Origin of the sequence: Gilvimarinus sp. 2_MG-2023 (genome assembly GCF_030547685.1) — a bacterium.
Classification (GTDB): Bacteria; Pseudomonadota; Gammaproteobacteria; order Pseudomonadales; family Cellvibrionaceae; genus Gilvimarinus.
This window is the reverse complement of sequence record NZ_JAUOQM010000005.1, coordinates 79,500-95,781: the sequence shown is the minus strand read 5'-3', so window position 1 is coordinate 95,781 and position 16,282 is coordinate 79,500. Positions and strand designations below refer to the sequence as shown.

Genomic DNA, 16,282 nt, shown 5'->3' with positions numbered 1-16,282 from the left:
GGCGTTAGATGGCAGATAATCGCAACTTCGCGGCCCTAGATTGGGTAATTAACGAAATTGCCGAAACGCTTACCCAAGCAAGGCAGTCGCTGGAGTCCTATGTGCAGGATACCAACGATAAGTCACGCTTGCGCTTTTGTCTGACGCACATTCATCAAGTGCGCGGCAGTTTGCAAATGGTCGAGTTCCACGGCGCCGCTATGCTGGCCGAAGAAATGGAACAATTAACCCAGGCCATGATTGGCGACAGTATTGATAATCCTGGTGAAGGCGCTGAAGTTTTAATGCGCGCCATATTGCAATTTCCTATTTATTTAGATCAGGTTAAATCTTCGCGCCGCGACAACCCACTGGTTGTTTTGCCTTTGTTAAATGATTTGCGCACCGTGCGCGGCGAGTCATTGCTGTCCGACACCAATTTATTTATGCCAGATCTGTCGCCGGCGAAGAAAGTCAGCGGTGAACCACTCGATCTGTTAAAAGATAACGCCCAGTTTAAGGCGACTGTACTGAAATTACGACAAATGTATCAGTACGCTGCGGCAGGTTTTATTAAGTCCGTGAATGCCGATGAAAACCTAGCGTATTTGCAAAAAGTTTTTCAGCGTTTATATCGATTGACCTCGGGTACCGCGCGTCAAAGTCTCTGGCAGATAGCGGTGGCTTTAGCTGAAGCGTTGGAAATGGATGCCGTCGAGTCGAGTGTGTCTATTAAAAATCTTCTACGGCGCCTGGATCGTGAAATAAAAGTTTTGGCTGTGCATGGCACAAAAGCTTTACAAGTGGCCAGCGACGATGAGCTGCTGAAAAACTTACTTTACTACGTGGCTCGCTCAGGTAAGCATGCCCCGGGATTCGCCAGTGGCTCCTTTCTTAAACAGGTCTATGAGCAGTATCAGTTAGAGTCAGCCCTGCTAGAAGGCAAGGAGGAGGCCAGTGGTGACAGTTCTCTGTCTAGCCCCGATCCTGAAGCCATGCGTTCGGTGGTCACTGCATTAAAGGTTGAACTGGACGGTGTTAAAAAAGCATTAGATTTGTGTCTGTCGGGTGCTGACAAACAAAAACCACTGAGCGATGCAGTTGCTATTATTAGGCGTGTAGCCGATACCATGGCGGTGTTGGGTATTGGTGATTTGCGTCGATCCATTCTTGATCAAGGCGCTGCATTAGAACTTGCGGTTGAAGGGCAGACAGAGCTGACTTCAGATCAACTAATGGCCGTTGCGGGTCAAATCATCGACATTGAAGGTGAGCTAGATGTGCTCGCCGCCAATGCGGGCAAAAGCCCCGATAAAGTCGTTAAAGACCAGGCAGGTATTACACTTTCCGATGCCAAAGCCTCCGTTATGCGTGAGTCGCGCAATGGCTTAGAGCATGCGAAAGACGCTATCGTTGAATATATTGCTTCGCAGTGGAATCGAGAACATCTTGTTAAAGTGCCACAAATGCTGCGCGATATTCGCGGCAGCTTAGAAATTGTACCGCTGCCTCGGCCCGGTCGTATTCTCAGTGCTTGTGCGCGTTATATTGAAGAGCAGTTATTGCAAAAAGAGCTGACGCCTGAATGGACAACTCTGGATACACTGGCCGATGCGATCACCAGTGTGGAATATTATTTAGAACGGCTCAGCGGTGAAAGCAGCGAAGAAGAAAATGATCTGCTGTTATTAGTGGCTGAAGAGAGTGTGGCGGAGCTGGGTTACGCGGTTACTAAGTTTTCCGGATCTACATCGGCAGACGACAAGGCCGAATCGGACGAACACGAGTCAGTTATTTCCAGTGATGAGCACGAGTTGCAGCAAGCCTATGCTTCTGTGGTTGATGCGGATAGTGCATCGCCCGATGATGTCGATTTAGAAATCGATACCGACTCAGAAGTGGAAGTTGGCTCTGATGGTTCACTTGAGTCTGAGCTGGACAACAATGAAACGTTAATCGAAAGCGAAGAGGAATCTGCACCTCCAGTGGTTCAGGTTGAGGAAGCTGCGCCTGACGAAGACGAAGTTGATGACGAAATTCTCGAAATATTTATTGAAGAAGCCGGTGAAGTTACCGAGGCAATTACCGAGTATTTTCCTCGCTGGGCGCAAGACTTTGAAGATGGTAATTCATTAACAGAATTTCGCCGCGCGTTCCATACGCTTAAAGGTAGTGGGCGCATGGTTGGCGCCCATGATTTAGGTGAGTTGGCTTGGGCTGTGGAGAATATGCTCAATCGTGTTATCGATGGCACAATCAACCCCGGCACGGACCACGTCACTTTCATTGAAAATGTGCGCCTCAAGCTGCCTGGCTTGATTGACGCCTTTGCCCAGAAGCAACCTACGCCAGAGCCCGATGTGATCAGTCGCATGCGAGAGCAGGGTGAGCAGCTCTCTCGTGGGGAGACTCCGTTTGATTTAATTCCCCTTGCGTCGACTGAGTCGGGTCAGGCCTCTGAAGCGCCAATCACTGACGATAATGTAAGTAATCAAATAGAAGAGGATCAAGAAGAACCCTCAACTATTGACCCTGCCGATGATGACGCACAGTTGTGGGACATTTTTAGTAGCGAAGCGCTCACACATCTGCACCTTGTACAAGAATATATCGATCGTATGGAAGCGGCCCGCCCCTTATTTGAGCCACCCAGCGATGACATGCAAAGAGCACTGCACACGTTAAAAGGCAGTGCGCATATGGCCGATATTACGCCAATTGCCGAGTTAGCAACGCCGCTGGAAAAATTTGTCAAAGAATTGCGCAGCTATCAAATTAATATCAATGACGATATTTTACAGCTACTGCGCGACGGTGTTAGCTATACCCATGAGGCGCTTGAAGAGCTCAATCACGGCACCAGTGTTGTTATTCCCAAGCTAGATCAATATCTGGCACGTGTCGCTGAACTTAGGGAAATATACGTCGCGCCTTTGGCAAAAATGCAAGAGGGCGATGCTAACGGTAAGCGACAAGTCGACCCTGAACTATTGGCAATCTTTATGGCAGAGGAGATGAATGTCCTTCTCGATGCCGATGAATTATTGAATGCTTGGCAGCAACAGCCAGAACCCGTTGACCAGCTGTCGCCTGTTATCGACGAGTTGAAAAATTTAACCCGCGGGGCTGCACATGCCAACTTGCCCCCTATGGCGAGCTTGGGCGATAAACTGTATCAGGTGTACCTGCGCATTATTAATGGCGAGCTACAGTGCCAAGTTGATTTGTGTGCAGACTTGATTCGAATGCACACCGCCCTGCTGGATATGGTCGACGCGGTTGCTGCAGGGCAAAACCTGACGCCAATACCACCGGCCATAGACGCGGCGCTGGCTCAATGGCTTGACGGAGCTTCACCTGGCGCTAGTCTGTTAGCCGAAGCCGAAGCCGAAGCCGAAGCCAGTATTAGTGAAGAAGAAATTGAACTCTCTGCTATTCCCGCCCCCGATGTGGAAGAAGTTAACTTAGGTGAACTCGACTTAGAGGGCTCAGATAATGTTGAATCTTTGCCCGTTGCGGGCATTGATTCAGATATTGAAGCTGAGCTAGATATAGAAATTGAGCTTAGTTCGGAATCAGAGTCAGAACCAGAAGTAGAGTCGGCGCTGGAAGTAGAGTCAGAGCCGGAAGTAGAATCAGAGCCGGAAGTAGAATCAGCAGAGTTAAATGTCAGTGAAGAAACTGAAGCACCTGTTGAACAAATTGATGATAGCGCCTTTGCTGAAGATGTTGAGGTGGAAGACGAACTCGATGAAGAAATTTTAGAGATTTTCATGGAGGAGGCCGACGAACTCAACGAAGATATTGAGCGCTCGTTGCACGACTGGCAAGAAGACTGGAACAATCAAGATTGTGTCGAAGAGCTTAAGCGTAGCTTGCACACCCTTAAAGGTGGCGCTCGACTGGCGGGTTTAACGGAGTTGGGTGATCTTACCCATGAGTTCGAAAGTAAAATCATCGAACTTAATATCGCCGATATGAACGAAACCATCCATAAGCAGTTGGTCAGTTATCAAGATCGTATCCACCATGGTGTGCAGGTGGTTCGAGCAAAATTGAATGGTGAGACTGCCCCTACAGCGCCAAATTCCGTTGGCTCTGCAGCACCAGTTGAAGAGTCGGCGGGTGTAGACCAGCAGCCGTCAGCGACAATACCGGGTCCAGCTGAAACTGAAACAGGGGAGCAGGGAAAAATATTGCCGTTTGCCCCCAAGCCGAAACAAAAGCCACAAGCATCAGGCCCTGGCGGCGGCTCGGGACAGGTCGCAACCACCGGTGCGCAGGCACAGCATCTAGCGGCCAAGCGAAGTGGTCCACAAGAGGTTGTAAAAGTATCGGCAGAATTGTTGGAAGAGCTGGTTAACCTAGCCGGTGAAACATCGATTGCTCGTTCGCGTGTAGAAGAGCAGGTAGGTGATGTCGGTACGGCTTTGGATGAAATGGACTCGACCATTGAGCGTCTGCAAGAGCAGTTGCGCCGTTTGGATATTGAAACCGAAGCACAAATATTGTTCCGCCAAGAGCAGTTAGCTCAGCACGAAGATTTTGATCCGCTGGAAATGGACCGTTACTCGGCCCTACAGCAATTGTCGCGATCGCTGGTGGAGTCGGCCTCCGATTTGTTGGATTTGCGTATGACGCTGGCCGACAAAACTCGGGACACCGAAACTCTATTGCTGCAACAGTCGCGTATTAATACCGACTTGCAGGAAGGGCTAATGCGTTCGCGTATGGTGCCCTTTACACGTCTAGTACCTCGCTTGCGCCGGATTGTACGGCAGGCGGCCACTGATTTGGGTAAAGATGTCAGTTTTGAACTCGACAACGTTGAAGGTGAGCTAGACCGGTCGGTGCTAGAGCGCATGATTGCACCGCTGGAGCACATGCTGCGTAACGCCGTTGACCACGGTATTGAAACCAAAGAAGAGCGCGAACAGGCCGGTAAAAATGAAGCCGGCCGAATATCGCTTAATCTGTCTCGCGAAGGCGGTGATGTGGTCTTGCGTCTGACCGATGATGGTCGGGGTATTAACCTTGAGCGTGTGCGGGCCAAAGCCATTGAGCGCGGTCTGATGAGCGATGATGCTCAGCTGTCCGATCAGGACATTATGCAGTTTATTTTGCATGCCGGTTTCAGTACGGCCGATAAGGTTACCCAGATTTCCGGTCGCGGTGTGGGCATGGACGTAGTGCACTCCGAGATTAAGCAGCTAGGTGGCGCTATGTTTATCGCCTCACGCTGGGGTGAGGGCACCGAATTTACCGTTCGCTTGCCATTTACCGTATCGGTGAACCGCGCTCTGATGGTGCAAATCGGCGACGATTACTACGCGATTCCACTCAATACCATTGAAGGTATTGTGCGGGTTAGCCCGTTTGAATTAGAGCATTACTACCAAGATGAATCGGCCCGCTTCGAGTACGCCGGCGAGCAATATTTGGTGCGTTATTTGGGTGCCTTACTAGACAGTGAGGCACTGCCGAAGCTGGACAGTCAATCGCTACCGCTGCCCGTTGTGTTGGTGCGCAGTGCAGAAAATACCGTTGCACTACAAGTTGACCGCCTTATGGGTAGCCGCGAAATTGTGGTAAAAACCTTGGGTGCTCAGTTCAGTGCGGTGAGTGGTGTTTCAGGCGCGACCGTAATGGGGGATGGCTCGGTGGTTGTGATCCTCGATCTGCACGCGCTGATTCGTGAGCAACTTGCTCTCGGCTTGGCTGAATCCACGTTGCTTGAGCCGTTTGCTATTAAAGAGGTAGCGCAAGAAGACGACGTAGAAAAAACCGTTATGGTGGTGGATGACTCTGTAACCGTACGTAAAGTTACCGGGCGCTTCTTGGAGCGTGAAGGTTACAATGTAATCACCGCCAAAGACGGTGCCGAAGCCATATTACTGCTGCAGGACCATATTCCTGATGTCATGCTGCTGGATATTGAAATGCCGCGTATGGATGGTTTTGAGGTCGCAAAAAACATTCGCACCAGCTCGCGATTAAAACATTTGCCCATTATTATGATTACCTCACGTACCGGTGACAAACATCGGGAGCGAGCACTGGGCTTAGGGGTGAACCGCTATATGGGTAAGCCCTACCAAGAAGATATCCTGCTGACCAATATCAAAGAATTGGTTGATGGAAGTGAGGACGAATAGATGAGCGCACCGCTGCGACTGGGAGTATTGGTCGATAGCGAAGCGAAATTATCCCTGTTGAAAACCGCCGTGGGTCAGACAGGGCAAAAAATTGAATATTGCGCCTTGGTGCCGTCAGTGGATGACGATAAGCAAACCGAAGTACCCATACTGTCACTGGATGATTTAGATCGTATCAGTGGCTTGGATGCTTGGCTGGTGGACATTATTCACGCCGAAGACGATGCCGGATATGTACCCGGCGCGCCTATTTTAAACGCATTATTGTCGGCTTCGCAGCCGGTGATACTGAATGACAGCAGTGAACTTGGATCAACGCCGGCCGATCGCCTAGCGTGGATTAGGAAAATTAAGTCGCGCCTGCAGCGGCTGATTGGCGAGGTTAACCTGCAACATCAACAAGCCGCGCCAGAGGTCTGGATACTGGCAGCCTCCACCGGAGGGCCGGCAGCGGTGTGCAATTTTTTGCAGGCCTTAGAGCCTAATCTAGGTTTGGGTTTTCTTTATGTTCAGCACATTAATGAGGGCTATTCGCCCACATTAATGAACATGGTGAGTCGCGCTGGAGAGTATCCTGCTGTGATGGGAGAACAGGGTTCGGTCATTCAGGCCAATACCGTTACCTTGGTTGACCCTATGCAACGAGTAGAGGTGCAAGAAAATAGTACGTTGATTTTGCACGATGAGCCATGGGGTGGCTGTTACCAGCCCTCGATTGATCAGCTGGCAGCAAATTTAGCCCGTTCCCACCGCAACCGCTGTGGCATGATTGTGTTTTCAGGGATGGGAGAAGACGGCTCGGCTAGCTGCCGGTTTATCAAGCAGCAAGGTGGCGCGGTTTGGGCTCAAGCGCTGGATGATTGCGTGGTTGATTCCATGCCCACCGCGGCCATCGCAACAGATTGCGTTGAATTTAGTGCAAAACCGAATGAGCTCGCTCAGGCGCTGGCTCAACGTTTGCACAAGCAAGAACCATTTACTGAGGAACCGTTCGCTCATGAGAGCTCAGCAATACATCGAATCTGATTCACATCAGGAAATCGCGAGCTTGTTGATCCCTATTGTCGACAAGTTACTGCTGATGCCCAACGTAACCGTGGCAGAAATTGTGCCGGTCGCGCAAATTTTACCCGTGGCCAATAGCCCCGAATGGTTGCTGGGCGATTTCCCTTGGCGCGAGCGCAATATACCGCTAATGTCCTATGAGTTACTCAATGGCCACGCTAAACCAACGATTAACTCGCGCTCGCGTATCGCCGTACTCAACACATCAGGCGAAGATGAAGATCTTGGCTTTATCGCCATTTTAACTCAGGGGTTACCTCGTTTGGCGCGGGTTACACCCGATGAAATCGCAGAAACCAAAGACGCGCCTCACGACACATACGACGATATGGCCGTGAGCTGGTCGGGTGAGTTGGCTGCTATTCCATCGATTGTTCGCATGGAGCAGGCCTATCTGAAGGCACGCCATAATTTCTAACACAGTATGAATAGCAGGAAATGTATGCAACCCAAAGGGTTAGTTGTTTGGTTGATACTGGCACTGCTTGCCAGTGCTTGTGGTGCAGAGCGGGATGAACCGTTCGATCCAGGGGTAACAGATGATGACGACGAAACGGTAGAAAGCATTAGTGTGCGCCGTGTTATCAGTGACGAGCAACCCTTACTGGCTATTGATGGCCAAAAGCAATTGTTAGTGTTGCGCGATGAAGACAATTACTTTTTGTTTCTCGATCGCTACACCGATCAAGCACTGGCTTTCGATCCTGACTTTGATGAAGGGCAAGTTGTACTCATCGACATGGGTGATCGCGACGATAATAATTGTGACTACGCCCTTGAGTTACAGTCGGTGTCGGCGCAGGTAATCGATGACGATGCCGCGCAGGTTAATGTCGACTATGCGCCGCTTAGTGTAGATACCTCCGAGGTCTGTCCCGAGGAAGACGCGTTAAGCATTCGCCCGTTCTACTTTTACTTTGTGGAAACTCGCAGTGAGTTAGTGATTCACGAAACCGTTGATGACTGATCAGCCACAGCTCAATTTTGTAAGTCGCCCCAGAGATACTGCAGTATAGAGATTGCGGAGAGTGGGGCGGTCTCGGTACGCAAAACCCTAGGACCCAAGGTTAATGCTGTAAAGCCTGCCCCTTGAGCTGCAGTAATTTCTATATCGCTTAAGCCACCCTCGGGGCCCACCAGTAAGGCTGCCGATGAGGGGGGCGAATCACCAACGGCTAAACTCTGGTTGTCGCGATGGTGCAGTACATATTTGTGATCCCCTGCGGCTAACGGCAGGTAATCAGTCAGCGTTGTAAGCTCGGCTAATTCGGGGGGGTGATTGCGCTGGCATTGCTCACAGGCACTGATGGTGATTTGGCGCCAGTGCTGCCACTTTTTAGCGAGCCTGTCGCCTTTCAGTTTTACCTCAGTACGCTCGGTTAGTAGCGGTACGATACGTTTGACACCCAGTTCAGTGGCTTTTTGTAATACCGTGTCGAAGCGCTCCCCTCGAGACAGCCCAATCGCCAGTTCAATCCCCAGAGGCGATTCACGATCGCCGGGTAAAAATTCACCGAGAGCGATAGTCACACATTTTTTACCTACCTGACCCAAAGTGCCCCGATATGCACCGCCCTGGCCGTTAAACAGTTCCAGCTCTCGCCCTTCGCTCATACGCAATACGCGGCTGATGTAGTGAGCTGTGTCACCCCCGAGTTCGAGAGTTGTGTCAGGGGTTAAGGGTTGCTCGGTATAAATTCTGGGTATACGCATACTGTAACCTGTACCAGAAAGGAGTAAGCTGGGTTTGGCCGCTGAGATACCAACAAGGAGGCTATAGTAATGATTGTATCGGGTTTACAGCACATGATTTACCCATCGAGAGTGCTTTATCACTTGTATTGCTTGCCTTGAGATTGTTAATGGTCAGCGGATCATAACCCTAAAATTTTGAATGCGTATTTTAACCCAAATAGCGACCCTTGCGAGTTTAAGCTGGGAACTTGAGGGATGGATATGAGCCAAAAAACTCGTCACAGGAGCGGAGTATGCGACAATTTGCATTATTTGGGCTGTTGTTATCATTGGGGATGAATGCCCTCGCCGAAAGTTGCCCAGAGCACTTGGGCGGAGAGTATCGCAAGCTTCATGCTTCCGAGTCAGTGAATTTATGTGACGTTATCAATAAAAAGCCCGCTCTAGTGGTGAATACCGCCAGTCACTGTGGTTATACCAAACAGTTTTCGGGGCTCGAAGCGCTGCATCAAAAATACCAAGCTGAGGGGTTGGTGGTGATCGGTTTTGCCAGTAACGCGTTTAAGCAGGCAGCAAAATCGGAAGCCGAAGCGGCCGACATCTGTTATACCAATTACGGGGTGAGTTTTACCATGCTGGCGCCCACCGAGGTGACCGGCACTGAGGCCAATGCGTTATTTCGCTGGTTGGCCGAGCAAACCGTAGCGCCTAGCTGGAATTTCAATAAATACCTAATCAACCCAAAAACGGGTGCGGTGAAGCACTTCGACAGTCGAACGGCGCCTAATAGCGAGGCGCTGACCAAAGCAATAGAAGCGGCGCTATAACAAGCCGATTATTCTTGTTCCAGAGAAATATCCCAGTGGCCGTCACTGTCCTGATGCAAATGTATCAAGATGGGTTGGCAGCAGACGTGGCAATCTTCGGTGTAAGAGTGGTCGGCCCCAGCTGATGTATCAATTAATAATGTCAGCTGGGCGTCGCAAAAAGGGCAGTGCGCGGAATGTTCTAATAAACCATTCATCGCTGGTATCCGTTATAAAACCTTAGAAGCGATAGTCTAAGGAGGTAGTAATGGTGGTGAAGCGCTGGTCCTGCACGTGGATTAAGCTTCGATATTCAAAATTTAAGTTTATTTTGGGCGCTATTTTAAAGCCTGCACCAAGCCCCCAAGAGAAATCATCTTCTGAAATAGTGGCCGTGGCGCCATTGCCCACAACGGTGTATTCCAAGTCGGTGTAGCCGAGAAGTGCGTAAAAACTACCGGTTTGGTTTACGGCCTCGGCGCGGTAGTAAACACTCATCGAGTTATCGATATCCATTTTTACTGTACTGGGTACATCCGCTTCTAGCCTTAGCTCTTCATTGCCCAGCCCTTCACTGTAACGAACTTCACCGCCCAGCCAAGCATTGTGTTTGTAGCCGCCAAAGATCTCTGCAGTCCACAGGTTGGCTTTGTGAAACGAAGGACTGTCGTCGACATTCACCGCTGAGGCGCCAACCCCGGCAAAAAAACCTCGATTGCTATCGGCTAAAGCAGAGCCACAAAACAATAATGCAGTGGGTAAAACTAGAGCAGAAATCATTTGGGACAGTTTCATAATCGTTTAACCTTGACGTTAAAAGATCCAGGCAATCAATAGCCAGATCACAATAAAGAAGGAGAAGAATCCTCCCAGTATAAATTGCAGCTCACCGATCAGACCATCACCTGAACTAATGGCAAATACAACCAGCAGCGCCATGGTGACGAAAAATGAAATAACAGCGGCATCTTTAAGACCTACACCAGCACTAAAAATGCCGTCGGTCGCTTCCCCTAGCAAAGGTAGCGCCAGTACAGTGGCAGCCAGGGCGAGCAAGCCTACAACGACGAGGGCGACTAATGTCGCCCGTGCTTGAGTCTTGTCTTTGTCGTCGCTGCTCACGGTGGCGCCTCGTTAGTCGTTGGCTTTAATAATATCGCGCACGGTATTCGGATCGGGCAGTCCTTTGGCGACAATTTCTGGTGAGTCACCTGCGGTATACAGCTCGATAGTGCCAGTACCAAAAACGCGATTCCAGAAGGACTGTTTGACCTTAACCGTGCGAATACTCTTGATATTGAGCTCGGAGCGCTCTTTGCTGAGCAGGCCCTGCTCAAACAAAACGTCTTCGTCGGTAACAACCAGACGCGATGATTTGTTTTTTAAGTGCCACACCAGAAAAATGATGAAGCCGATGCCTACTAAGCAAAGAATTAAAGTCGCAATAAACCCTAGAGGGTTGTTTTTGAACATTACCGGGTTGGCTGCGTAAAGCTCTTTCATGTAGTTAGCCTAGCTCGTGAGTTTTAATCCAACAATGCCCACGAGTATAAGGGCAATACTACCTAGGCGCAAAGCACCGAGCTGCTCGCCGAACAAGAAATACCCCGTAATAACCGTCCCCATCGCGCCAAACCCCATCCAAACCGTATACGCAGTACTTAGGGGCAGTTGGCGCAGGGCCAGAGCCAGCAACGCTAAGCTGCCCACGACGGCAATAAGAGTGAACAAGGTAGGCCACAGGCGGGTAAAGCCATCGGTATATTTGAGCCCGGTCGCCCAAGCAATTTCCAGCAAGCCGGCAAAAAACAGTAATATCCAGGACATAATGGAGCAATCTCGAGGTGGGGCCGTCCCCTTATGCAGGTAGCCTGTGGGTCGTCCCACAGGGCGCTGTTGGCTAAGTCGGGTTGCCCCGCAGCCGACAGCGGTCGGTATCAAGCTATAGCATCGACTAATCTAAGGTTGATATAGTTAAACTTCAATAGGGAAAAGAGACTTTAAGTCATTATGTTAGAAGCCGTGTGGATTGCCTTTGCGTTTAGCTTGGGGTTGTTAGTGCGGGCAGTGGGCTTGCCGCCACTGGTGGGATACCTTGCCGCAGGCTTTGCTATCAGTGGGCTGGAGTATTATACCACTTTGCCGGAACACGGTGATGAGGTGATCTCACACTTGGCGCACTTAGGTGTGTTGCTGTTGCTGTTTACGGTCGGCCTTAAATTGCGCGTACGCAACCTGGTTCAGCCGGAGGTCATTGGCGGTGGTTTACTGCATTTTGTCGCCTCGGTAGCGCTATTAACCCCCGGTATCTATCTTCTGCTCGATATTACTGCGTACGAGGCGCTGCTGCTCGGGGTGGCGCTGTCGTTCTCCAGTACCGTACTGGCGGCTAAGGTGCTGGACAGTAAGCGCGAGCTGCGGGCCTTCCACGGCCGAGTGGCTATTGGTATTTTGGTAATACAAGATTTGTTGGCGCTGCTGGTGATCAGTGTGGCCGGGGGCACCTCTCCTTCGGTGTGGGCGCTATTGGTGTTTGCGCTGCCGCTGGTCCGCCCCCTGTTGTTTAAGTTACTGGATGTTTGCGGTCACGATGAGCTGATGGTGCTCCTTGGCTTGTTGTTAGCTCTGGTTATTGGCGGCTTGGGTTTTGAGGCGCTGGGGTTAAGCTCCGAATTGGGTGCGCTGGCGTTTGGGGTTTTGTTAGCCAAGCACAAGCGTGCCACCGAGCTGTCCAACTCCCTGTGGAGCATCAAAGAGGTCTTTTTGGTCGGCTTCTTTTTACAAATTGGCATGAGTGGCTTGCCCGGAATGGATGCGCTAATACTGGCCGGAGCAGCCACCTTGGCCTTGCCTTTGAAAGGCCTGTTGTTTTTTGTGCTACTGATCGTGTTTAAACTGCGCGCTCGCAGTGCTTTTCTGACATCGCTGGCGCTCACCAATTACAGTGAGTTTGGTCTGATTGTGGCGGCGATTATTTTGCCCCAATGGCTGGTGCCCTTAGCACTGACGGTTGCTGTATCGTTTGTGGTATCAGCGCCGTTAAATCGTATTGCCCACCCATTTTACGAACGCTTAGCCAATAAGTTGTTGGGTTTTGAGCGCAACCTACATCACCCAGATCAGCAACCCATCTCCCTCGGCGAGGCTGAGGTGCTGATCTTTGGTATGGGGCGCACGGGAACGGCGGCGTATGAACAGCTTAAAGACAAGGTGCCGGGCTTAATTGCGTTGGACTCCGATCCAGGTAAGGTCGATCGGCACCGGCGTGAAGGGCGCTCGGTGTTATTTGCCGATGCCGAGGACCAAGTCTTTTGGCAGGGGTTGAAAATGGACAGTGTGCGTGCGGTCATCCTTAGTATGAGCGATATCGAGGCTAAAATGATTGCGGTCAAACAGTTGCGCCAGCGCGGCTTTACCGGCTTTATTGCCTCGCATACTCTGTTTCAGGACGAAGCCGATAAAATTAACGCCGCCGGCGCCGATGAAACCTATTTAACCATGTCGGAAGCTGGTGTCGGCTTGGCTGAGCATGTGCAAGAGGAAGTGTACTCGCGTTCATTGGCAGACGGTTAATCCACAGTAAGGAGTGCTTATGAAAGTTACCGAATTTATGTCGTCGAAGGTGGTCGTGGTCGAGATGGATGACACCCTGAAAACGGTACAGCACTTGTTTGATAAAACGACTTTTCATCATCTGTTGGTGGTGGACAAACAGCAATTGGTCGGCGTTATATCCGATCGTGACCTGCTGCGGGCGTTGAGCCCGAATATTGGCACTGCGGCAGAAACAACCAAAGACTTGGCGAGCTTAAACAAAAAAGCCCATCAAATTATGACGCGCAATCCAGCCACCTTGACGCCCGACGCAGGCCTACCCGAAGCGGTGCAAGTGTTTAACGAGCAATCGGTATCGTGCATCCCCATTATCGATGATGAAAGGCATGTGAAGGGTATTGTCTCTTGGCGCGATATTATGCGGACCTTGGGCGCAGCCTATGCCAAAGCCCGAGCGAAAACCTAAAGCCATTCAAAGCAACAGAGATTAATATGCAAGCTATTGGATTTACTGCAGATAAAACACTGCGCTATCTCAACTGTGAAAAACCTGTGGCAAGGGGCCAAGACATACTGGTGCGAGTAAAAGCCGTTGGTATTAATCCGGTGGACGAAAAAATCCGTAGCCGTGTTACACCGGCGTCGGGCGAGCAGCAAATATTGGGTTGGGATGCCGCTGGTATAGTGGAAGCTATTGGCGACCAAGTACAGGACTTTCAGCCGGGTGATGAGGTTTGGTACGCCGGTGCTATCAACCGGCCCGGCTGTTTTAGTCAGTGGCACTTGGTGGATCAACGTATCGTTTCTCATAAACCGCAAAGTTTAACGTTTAACGCGGCTGCGGCCATGCCTTTAACCTCGATAACCGCATGGGAATTACTGTTTGACCGCTTTGGCGCAAGCAGCGATAGTGAGGGCTATTTATTGGTGATCGGTGGTGCTGGCGGCGTGGGCTCCATGTTAATTCAACTGGCGAAAAAGCTCACTGGTCTTAAAGTGATTGCCACCGCATCGCGCCCTGAAAGCTGTGCATGGGTTGAGCGTATGGGGGCCGATATAATCGTGGATCACAGCCAGCCTCTTGATGTCGAGTTAAAAAAGCTAGGCATCGGTGCCGTGCCTTTGGTGGCATCCTTAACCCATACCGAACAACATTTGCCAAGCATTGTTGAGCTTATCGCCCCTCAAGGTAAGCTCGGTGTCATTGACGATCCATCGGCGCTGGATATCATGCCCTTTAAGCGCAAGTGTGTATCGGTACACTGGGAGTTTATGTTTACCCGGTCACTGTTTAATACGTCCGATATTAAACAGCAGAAGAAAATCTTGCATCAGGTGGCAGCGGCTGTGGATAACGGTCTGCTGCAAAGCACTTTGGCACAAGATTTGGGCCCTATGACGCCGGAGGTTGTTACCCAAGCGTTGAGTGAAGTGGCGAGTGGGCGAATGTTAGGTAAGCTGGTTATGGCGGGTATTGAGATTGAGTGATCAGCCTGCGGTTTAACTTAAAGGATACGCCAAAAAGATAAAATGGCCGATATTAACCGTGGCATGAGTTATCACCGCCATGGCAAAACGGCGAGTGTAGGTAAACACCGCGCAATATAAGCTGCCGGCTAACACATAGAGGGCAAAGTAAGGGTGATCGGGCGGTAGGTGTGCTAATGCAAAAAAGATCACGCTAACGATGGCTGCTACGCCAATAGCCAGGCGGCCATCGCCCCATAACTGAGTCAATTGTTGTTGTAACTGTAAGCGAAAAAACGCCTCTTCGGCGAGTACTGTAATACCGATATTAATCAGTAAGAACCACACAATACCTGCGGGCAGCTTGACTTGCCAAGCTACGCCTAAGATGTAAGCCGCCGCTAAAATTATAATCGCCGCCAGTAGCGCCAGCACAAGGCTTAAGCTGAGGCTTTTAGCGCGGCCGGTCACGGGCCATAGCCAGGTGATTACCAGGATTCCTGCTAATCCTTTGCCCAAGTTTGCGTACAGCGTAAAATCTAAGCTGATAAAGTGATAGAGCAGCGGATAATGAAAACCTTCTGGTCGGTAGAGCGCAATAAAAAATCCGAGAGCCAGGCCGAATAGCCACAGCCCCACTTTGCCCGGCCTATGCCAGCGATAGTCTGGCGATGGGTGCCAGGCCGTTAAGGCAAACAGGCAGGTATTAAAGACAAACAGCATTGCCAGTATAGCCAGGGGCAAGGCATCGCAAAGGTAAGCAAATAGCGCCGCCGCAAGTAGGGCAGCGCTAAGGTTGGGGCGGGTTAGCAGTGGGTGGGGCATATGCATTCCTTGCGGTACTGCAATAATTTATACCGTGCGCTGGTAAATTAAATCCCACACGCCGTGGCCCAGCTTTTCGCCGCGCACTTCAAACTTGGTGATCGGGCGGTAGTCGGGGCGCCCGCTAAAACCGCCGGCGCTTTCGGTGTTGGCGTAACCATCGGCGGCCTCCATCACCTCTTGCATATGCTCAGCATAGTTTTCCCAGTCAGTGGCCAAATGCAGAACACCGCCAACGGCTAATTTTTGTCGAATTTTTTGCACAAACTCTGGCTGCACAATACGCCGCTTATTGTGCTTCTTTTTATGCCAGGGGTCGGGGAAATAAATTTGTACGCGGGCTAAACTGTTGTCGGCAATACAGTCGTCCATCACATCCGTGGCATCGGCCATATACACTTTAAGGTTTTTTACCTCTGCCAGGCCCGCGGTCTGAATTAGACGGCCGACACCCGGGGGGTGAACTTCAATGCCGATAAAATCTTTGTCGGGCTCGTTTTGGGCCATCTCTAGAAGAGAGGCGCCCATGCCGAAGCCAATTTCCAGCACCAGTGGTGCCTCCCGGCCAAACGATTGCTCGGTATTTAAGGGGCCTTCGAACAGGCTGGCACCGTATTGAGGCCAATAGGTTTCAAAGGCTCTTTTTTGGCCGTCGGTCATGCGGCCGGCGCGGATGACAAAGCTGCGAATGGATTTTTTTTTGTATTCGGGGCGAAATTCTTCGGTCATGGTGTG

At 50.7% G+C, this 16,282-nt stretch carries 16 protein-coding genes; 8 read left to right on the top strand and 8 right to left on the bottom strand.

Annotated elements, in window-relative coordinates; all coding sequences use genetic code 11:
• Positions 1–8: 8 nt before the first annotated feature.
• Genes Q4526_RS01290 through Q4526_RS01275 form a run of 4 tightly spaced genes read left to right on the top strand, consistent with a single transcriptional unit; the run spans position 9 to position 8,166 of the window.
• Positions 9–6,134 carry an Hpt domain-containing protein gene (locus tag Q4526_RS01290; RefSeq protein WP_215974901.1) on the top strand — a complete coding sequence of 2,042 codons (6,126 nt, stop codon included), beginning with the start codon at positions 9–11 and terminating at the stop codon, positions 6,132–6,134.
• The gene (locus Q4526_RS01285; RefSeq protein ID WP_215974900.1) at positions 6,135–7,160 is read left to right on the top strand and encodes a chemotaxis protein CheB; all 1,026 of its coding nucleotides are present in this window, start codon (positions 6,135–6,137) and stop codon (positions 7,158–7,160) included.
• Complete coding sequence (locus Q4526_RS01280; RefSeq protein WP_215974899.1) at positions 7,132–7,617, top strand: chemotaxis protein CheW; 486 nt, start codon at positions 7,132–7,134, stop codon at positions 7,615–7,617. Before Q4526_RS01285 ends, Q4526_RS01280 begins: the two co-directional genes overlap by 29 nt.
• A 24-nt stretch (positions 7,618–7,641) precedes the next feature.
• Positions 7,642–8,166, top strand: a complete 525-nt coding sequence (locus Q4526_RS01275; protein WP_215974898.1) for a hypothetical protein — start codon at positions 7,642–7,644, stop codon at positions 8,164–8,166.
• An 11-nt stretch (positions 8,167–8,177) separates the two neighbouring features.
• Here the strand turns inward: Q4526_RS01275 and Q4526_RS01270 are convergent, their stop codons facing one another.
• Positions 8,178–8,912, bottom strand: coding sequence for a 16S rRNA (uracil(1498)-N(3))-methyltransferase (locus Q4526_RS01270; protein ID WP_215974897.1), 735 nt, complete (start codon positions 8,910–8,912; stop codon positions 8,178–8,180).
• A 275-nt stretch (positions 8,913–9,187) separates the two neighbouring features.
• On the opposite strand from Q4526_RS01270, the gene Q4526_RS01265 reads away from it, so the two are divergent.
• On the top strand, positions 9,188–9,721 hold the full coding sequence (locus Q4526_RS01265) for a glutathione peroxidase (protein WP_215974896.1): 534 nt from the start codon (positions 9,188–9,190) through the stop codon (positions 9,719–9,721).
• 8 nt (positions 9,722–9,729) lie between these two features.
• Here the strand turns inward: Q4526_RS01265 and Q4526_RS01260 are convergent, their stop codons facing one another.
• From Q4526_RS01260 to Q4526_RS01240, 5 genes are read right to left on the bottom strand one after another with little or no spacing between them, the layout of a single operon-like run.
• Complete coding sequence (locus Q4526_RS01260) at positions 9,730–9,918, bottom strand: CPXCG motif-containing cysteine-rich protein (RefSeq protein WP_215974895.1); 189 nt, start codon at positions 9,916–9,918, stop codon at positions 9,730–9,732.
• A gap of 22 nt (positions 9,919–9,940) precedes the next feature.
• Positions 9,941–10,495 carry a porin family protein gene (locus tag Q4526_RS01255; protein ID WP_215974894.1) on the bottom strand — a complete coding sequence of 185 codons (555 nt, stop codon included), beginning with the start codon at positions 10,493–10,495 and terminating at the stop codon, positions 9,941–9,943.
• Between the two features lie 18 nt (positions 10,496–10,513).
• A complete protein-coding gene (locus Q4526_RS01250; protein WP_215974893.1) occupies positions 10,514–10,822 on the bottom strand; it encodes a hypothetical protein in 309 nt (102 codons plus the stop codon).
• Between the two features lie 12 nt (positions 10,823–10,834).
• Entirely contained in the window at positions 10,835–11,203 is a 369-nt protein-coding gene (locus Q4526_RS01245) for a PH domain-containing protein (protein ID WP_215974892.1), read from the bottom strand.
• 9 nt (positions 11,204–11,212) lie between these two features.
• Positions 11,213–11,527 carry a multidrug efflux SMR transporter gene (locus tag Q4526_RS01240; RefSeq protein ID WP_215974891.1) on the bottom strand — a complete coding sequence of 105 codons (315 nt, stop codon included), beginning with the start codon at positions 11,525–11,527 and terminating at the stop codon, positions 11,213–11,215.
• A gap of 183 nt (positions 11,528–11,710) precedes the next feature.
• Here Q4526_RS01240 and Q4526_RS01235 point away from each other — a divergent pair, with 183 nt between their 5' ends.
• Genes Q4526_RS01235 through Q4526_RS01225 form a run of 3 tightly spaced genes read left to right on the top strand, consistent with a single transcriptional unit; the run spans position 11,711 to position 14,743 of the window.
• Positions 11,711–13,273 (top strand): cation:proton antiporter family protein, encoded by a 1,563-nt coding sequence (locus Q4526_RS01235; protein ID WP_215974890.1) that lies wholly within the window; start codon positions 11,711–11,713, stop codon positions 13,271–13,273.
• Positions 13,274–13,292: 19 nt separating this feature from the next.
• Positions 13,293–13,721 carry a CBS domain-containing protein gene (locus Q4526_RS01230; protein ID WP_215974889.1) on the top strand — a complete coding sequence of 143 codons (429 nt, stop codon included), beginning with the start codon at positions 13,293–13,295 and terminating at the stop codon, positions 13,719–13,721.
• 26 nt (positions 13,722–13,747) lie between these two features.
• Entirely contained in the window at positions 13,748–14,743 is a 996-nt protein-coding gene (locus tag Q4526_RS01225) for a zinc-binding alcohol dehydrogenase family protein (RefSeq protein WP_215974888.1), read from the top strand.
• A gap of 12 nt (positions 14,744–14,755) precedes the next feature.
• Here Q4526_RS01225 and Q4526_RS01220 read toward each other — a convergent pair whose 3' ends face one another.
• Positions 14,756–15,547, bottom strand: coding sequence for a CPBP family intramembrane glutamic endopeptidase (locus tag Q4526_RS01220; protein WP_215974887.1), 792 nt, complete (start codon positions 15,545–15,547; stop codon positions 14,756–14,758).
• Between the two features lie 27 nt (positions 15,548–15,574).
• Positions 15,575–16,276 carry a tRNA (guanosine(46)-N7)-methyltransferase TrmB gene (trmB, locus tag Q4526_RS01215; RefSeq protein WP_215974886.1) on the bottom strand — a complete coding sequence of 234 codons (702 nt, stop codon included), beginning with the start codon at positions 16,274–16,276 and terminating at the stop codon, positions 15,575–15,577.
• Between the last annotated feature and the right edge of the window lie 6 nt (positions 16,277–16,282).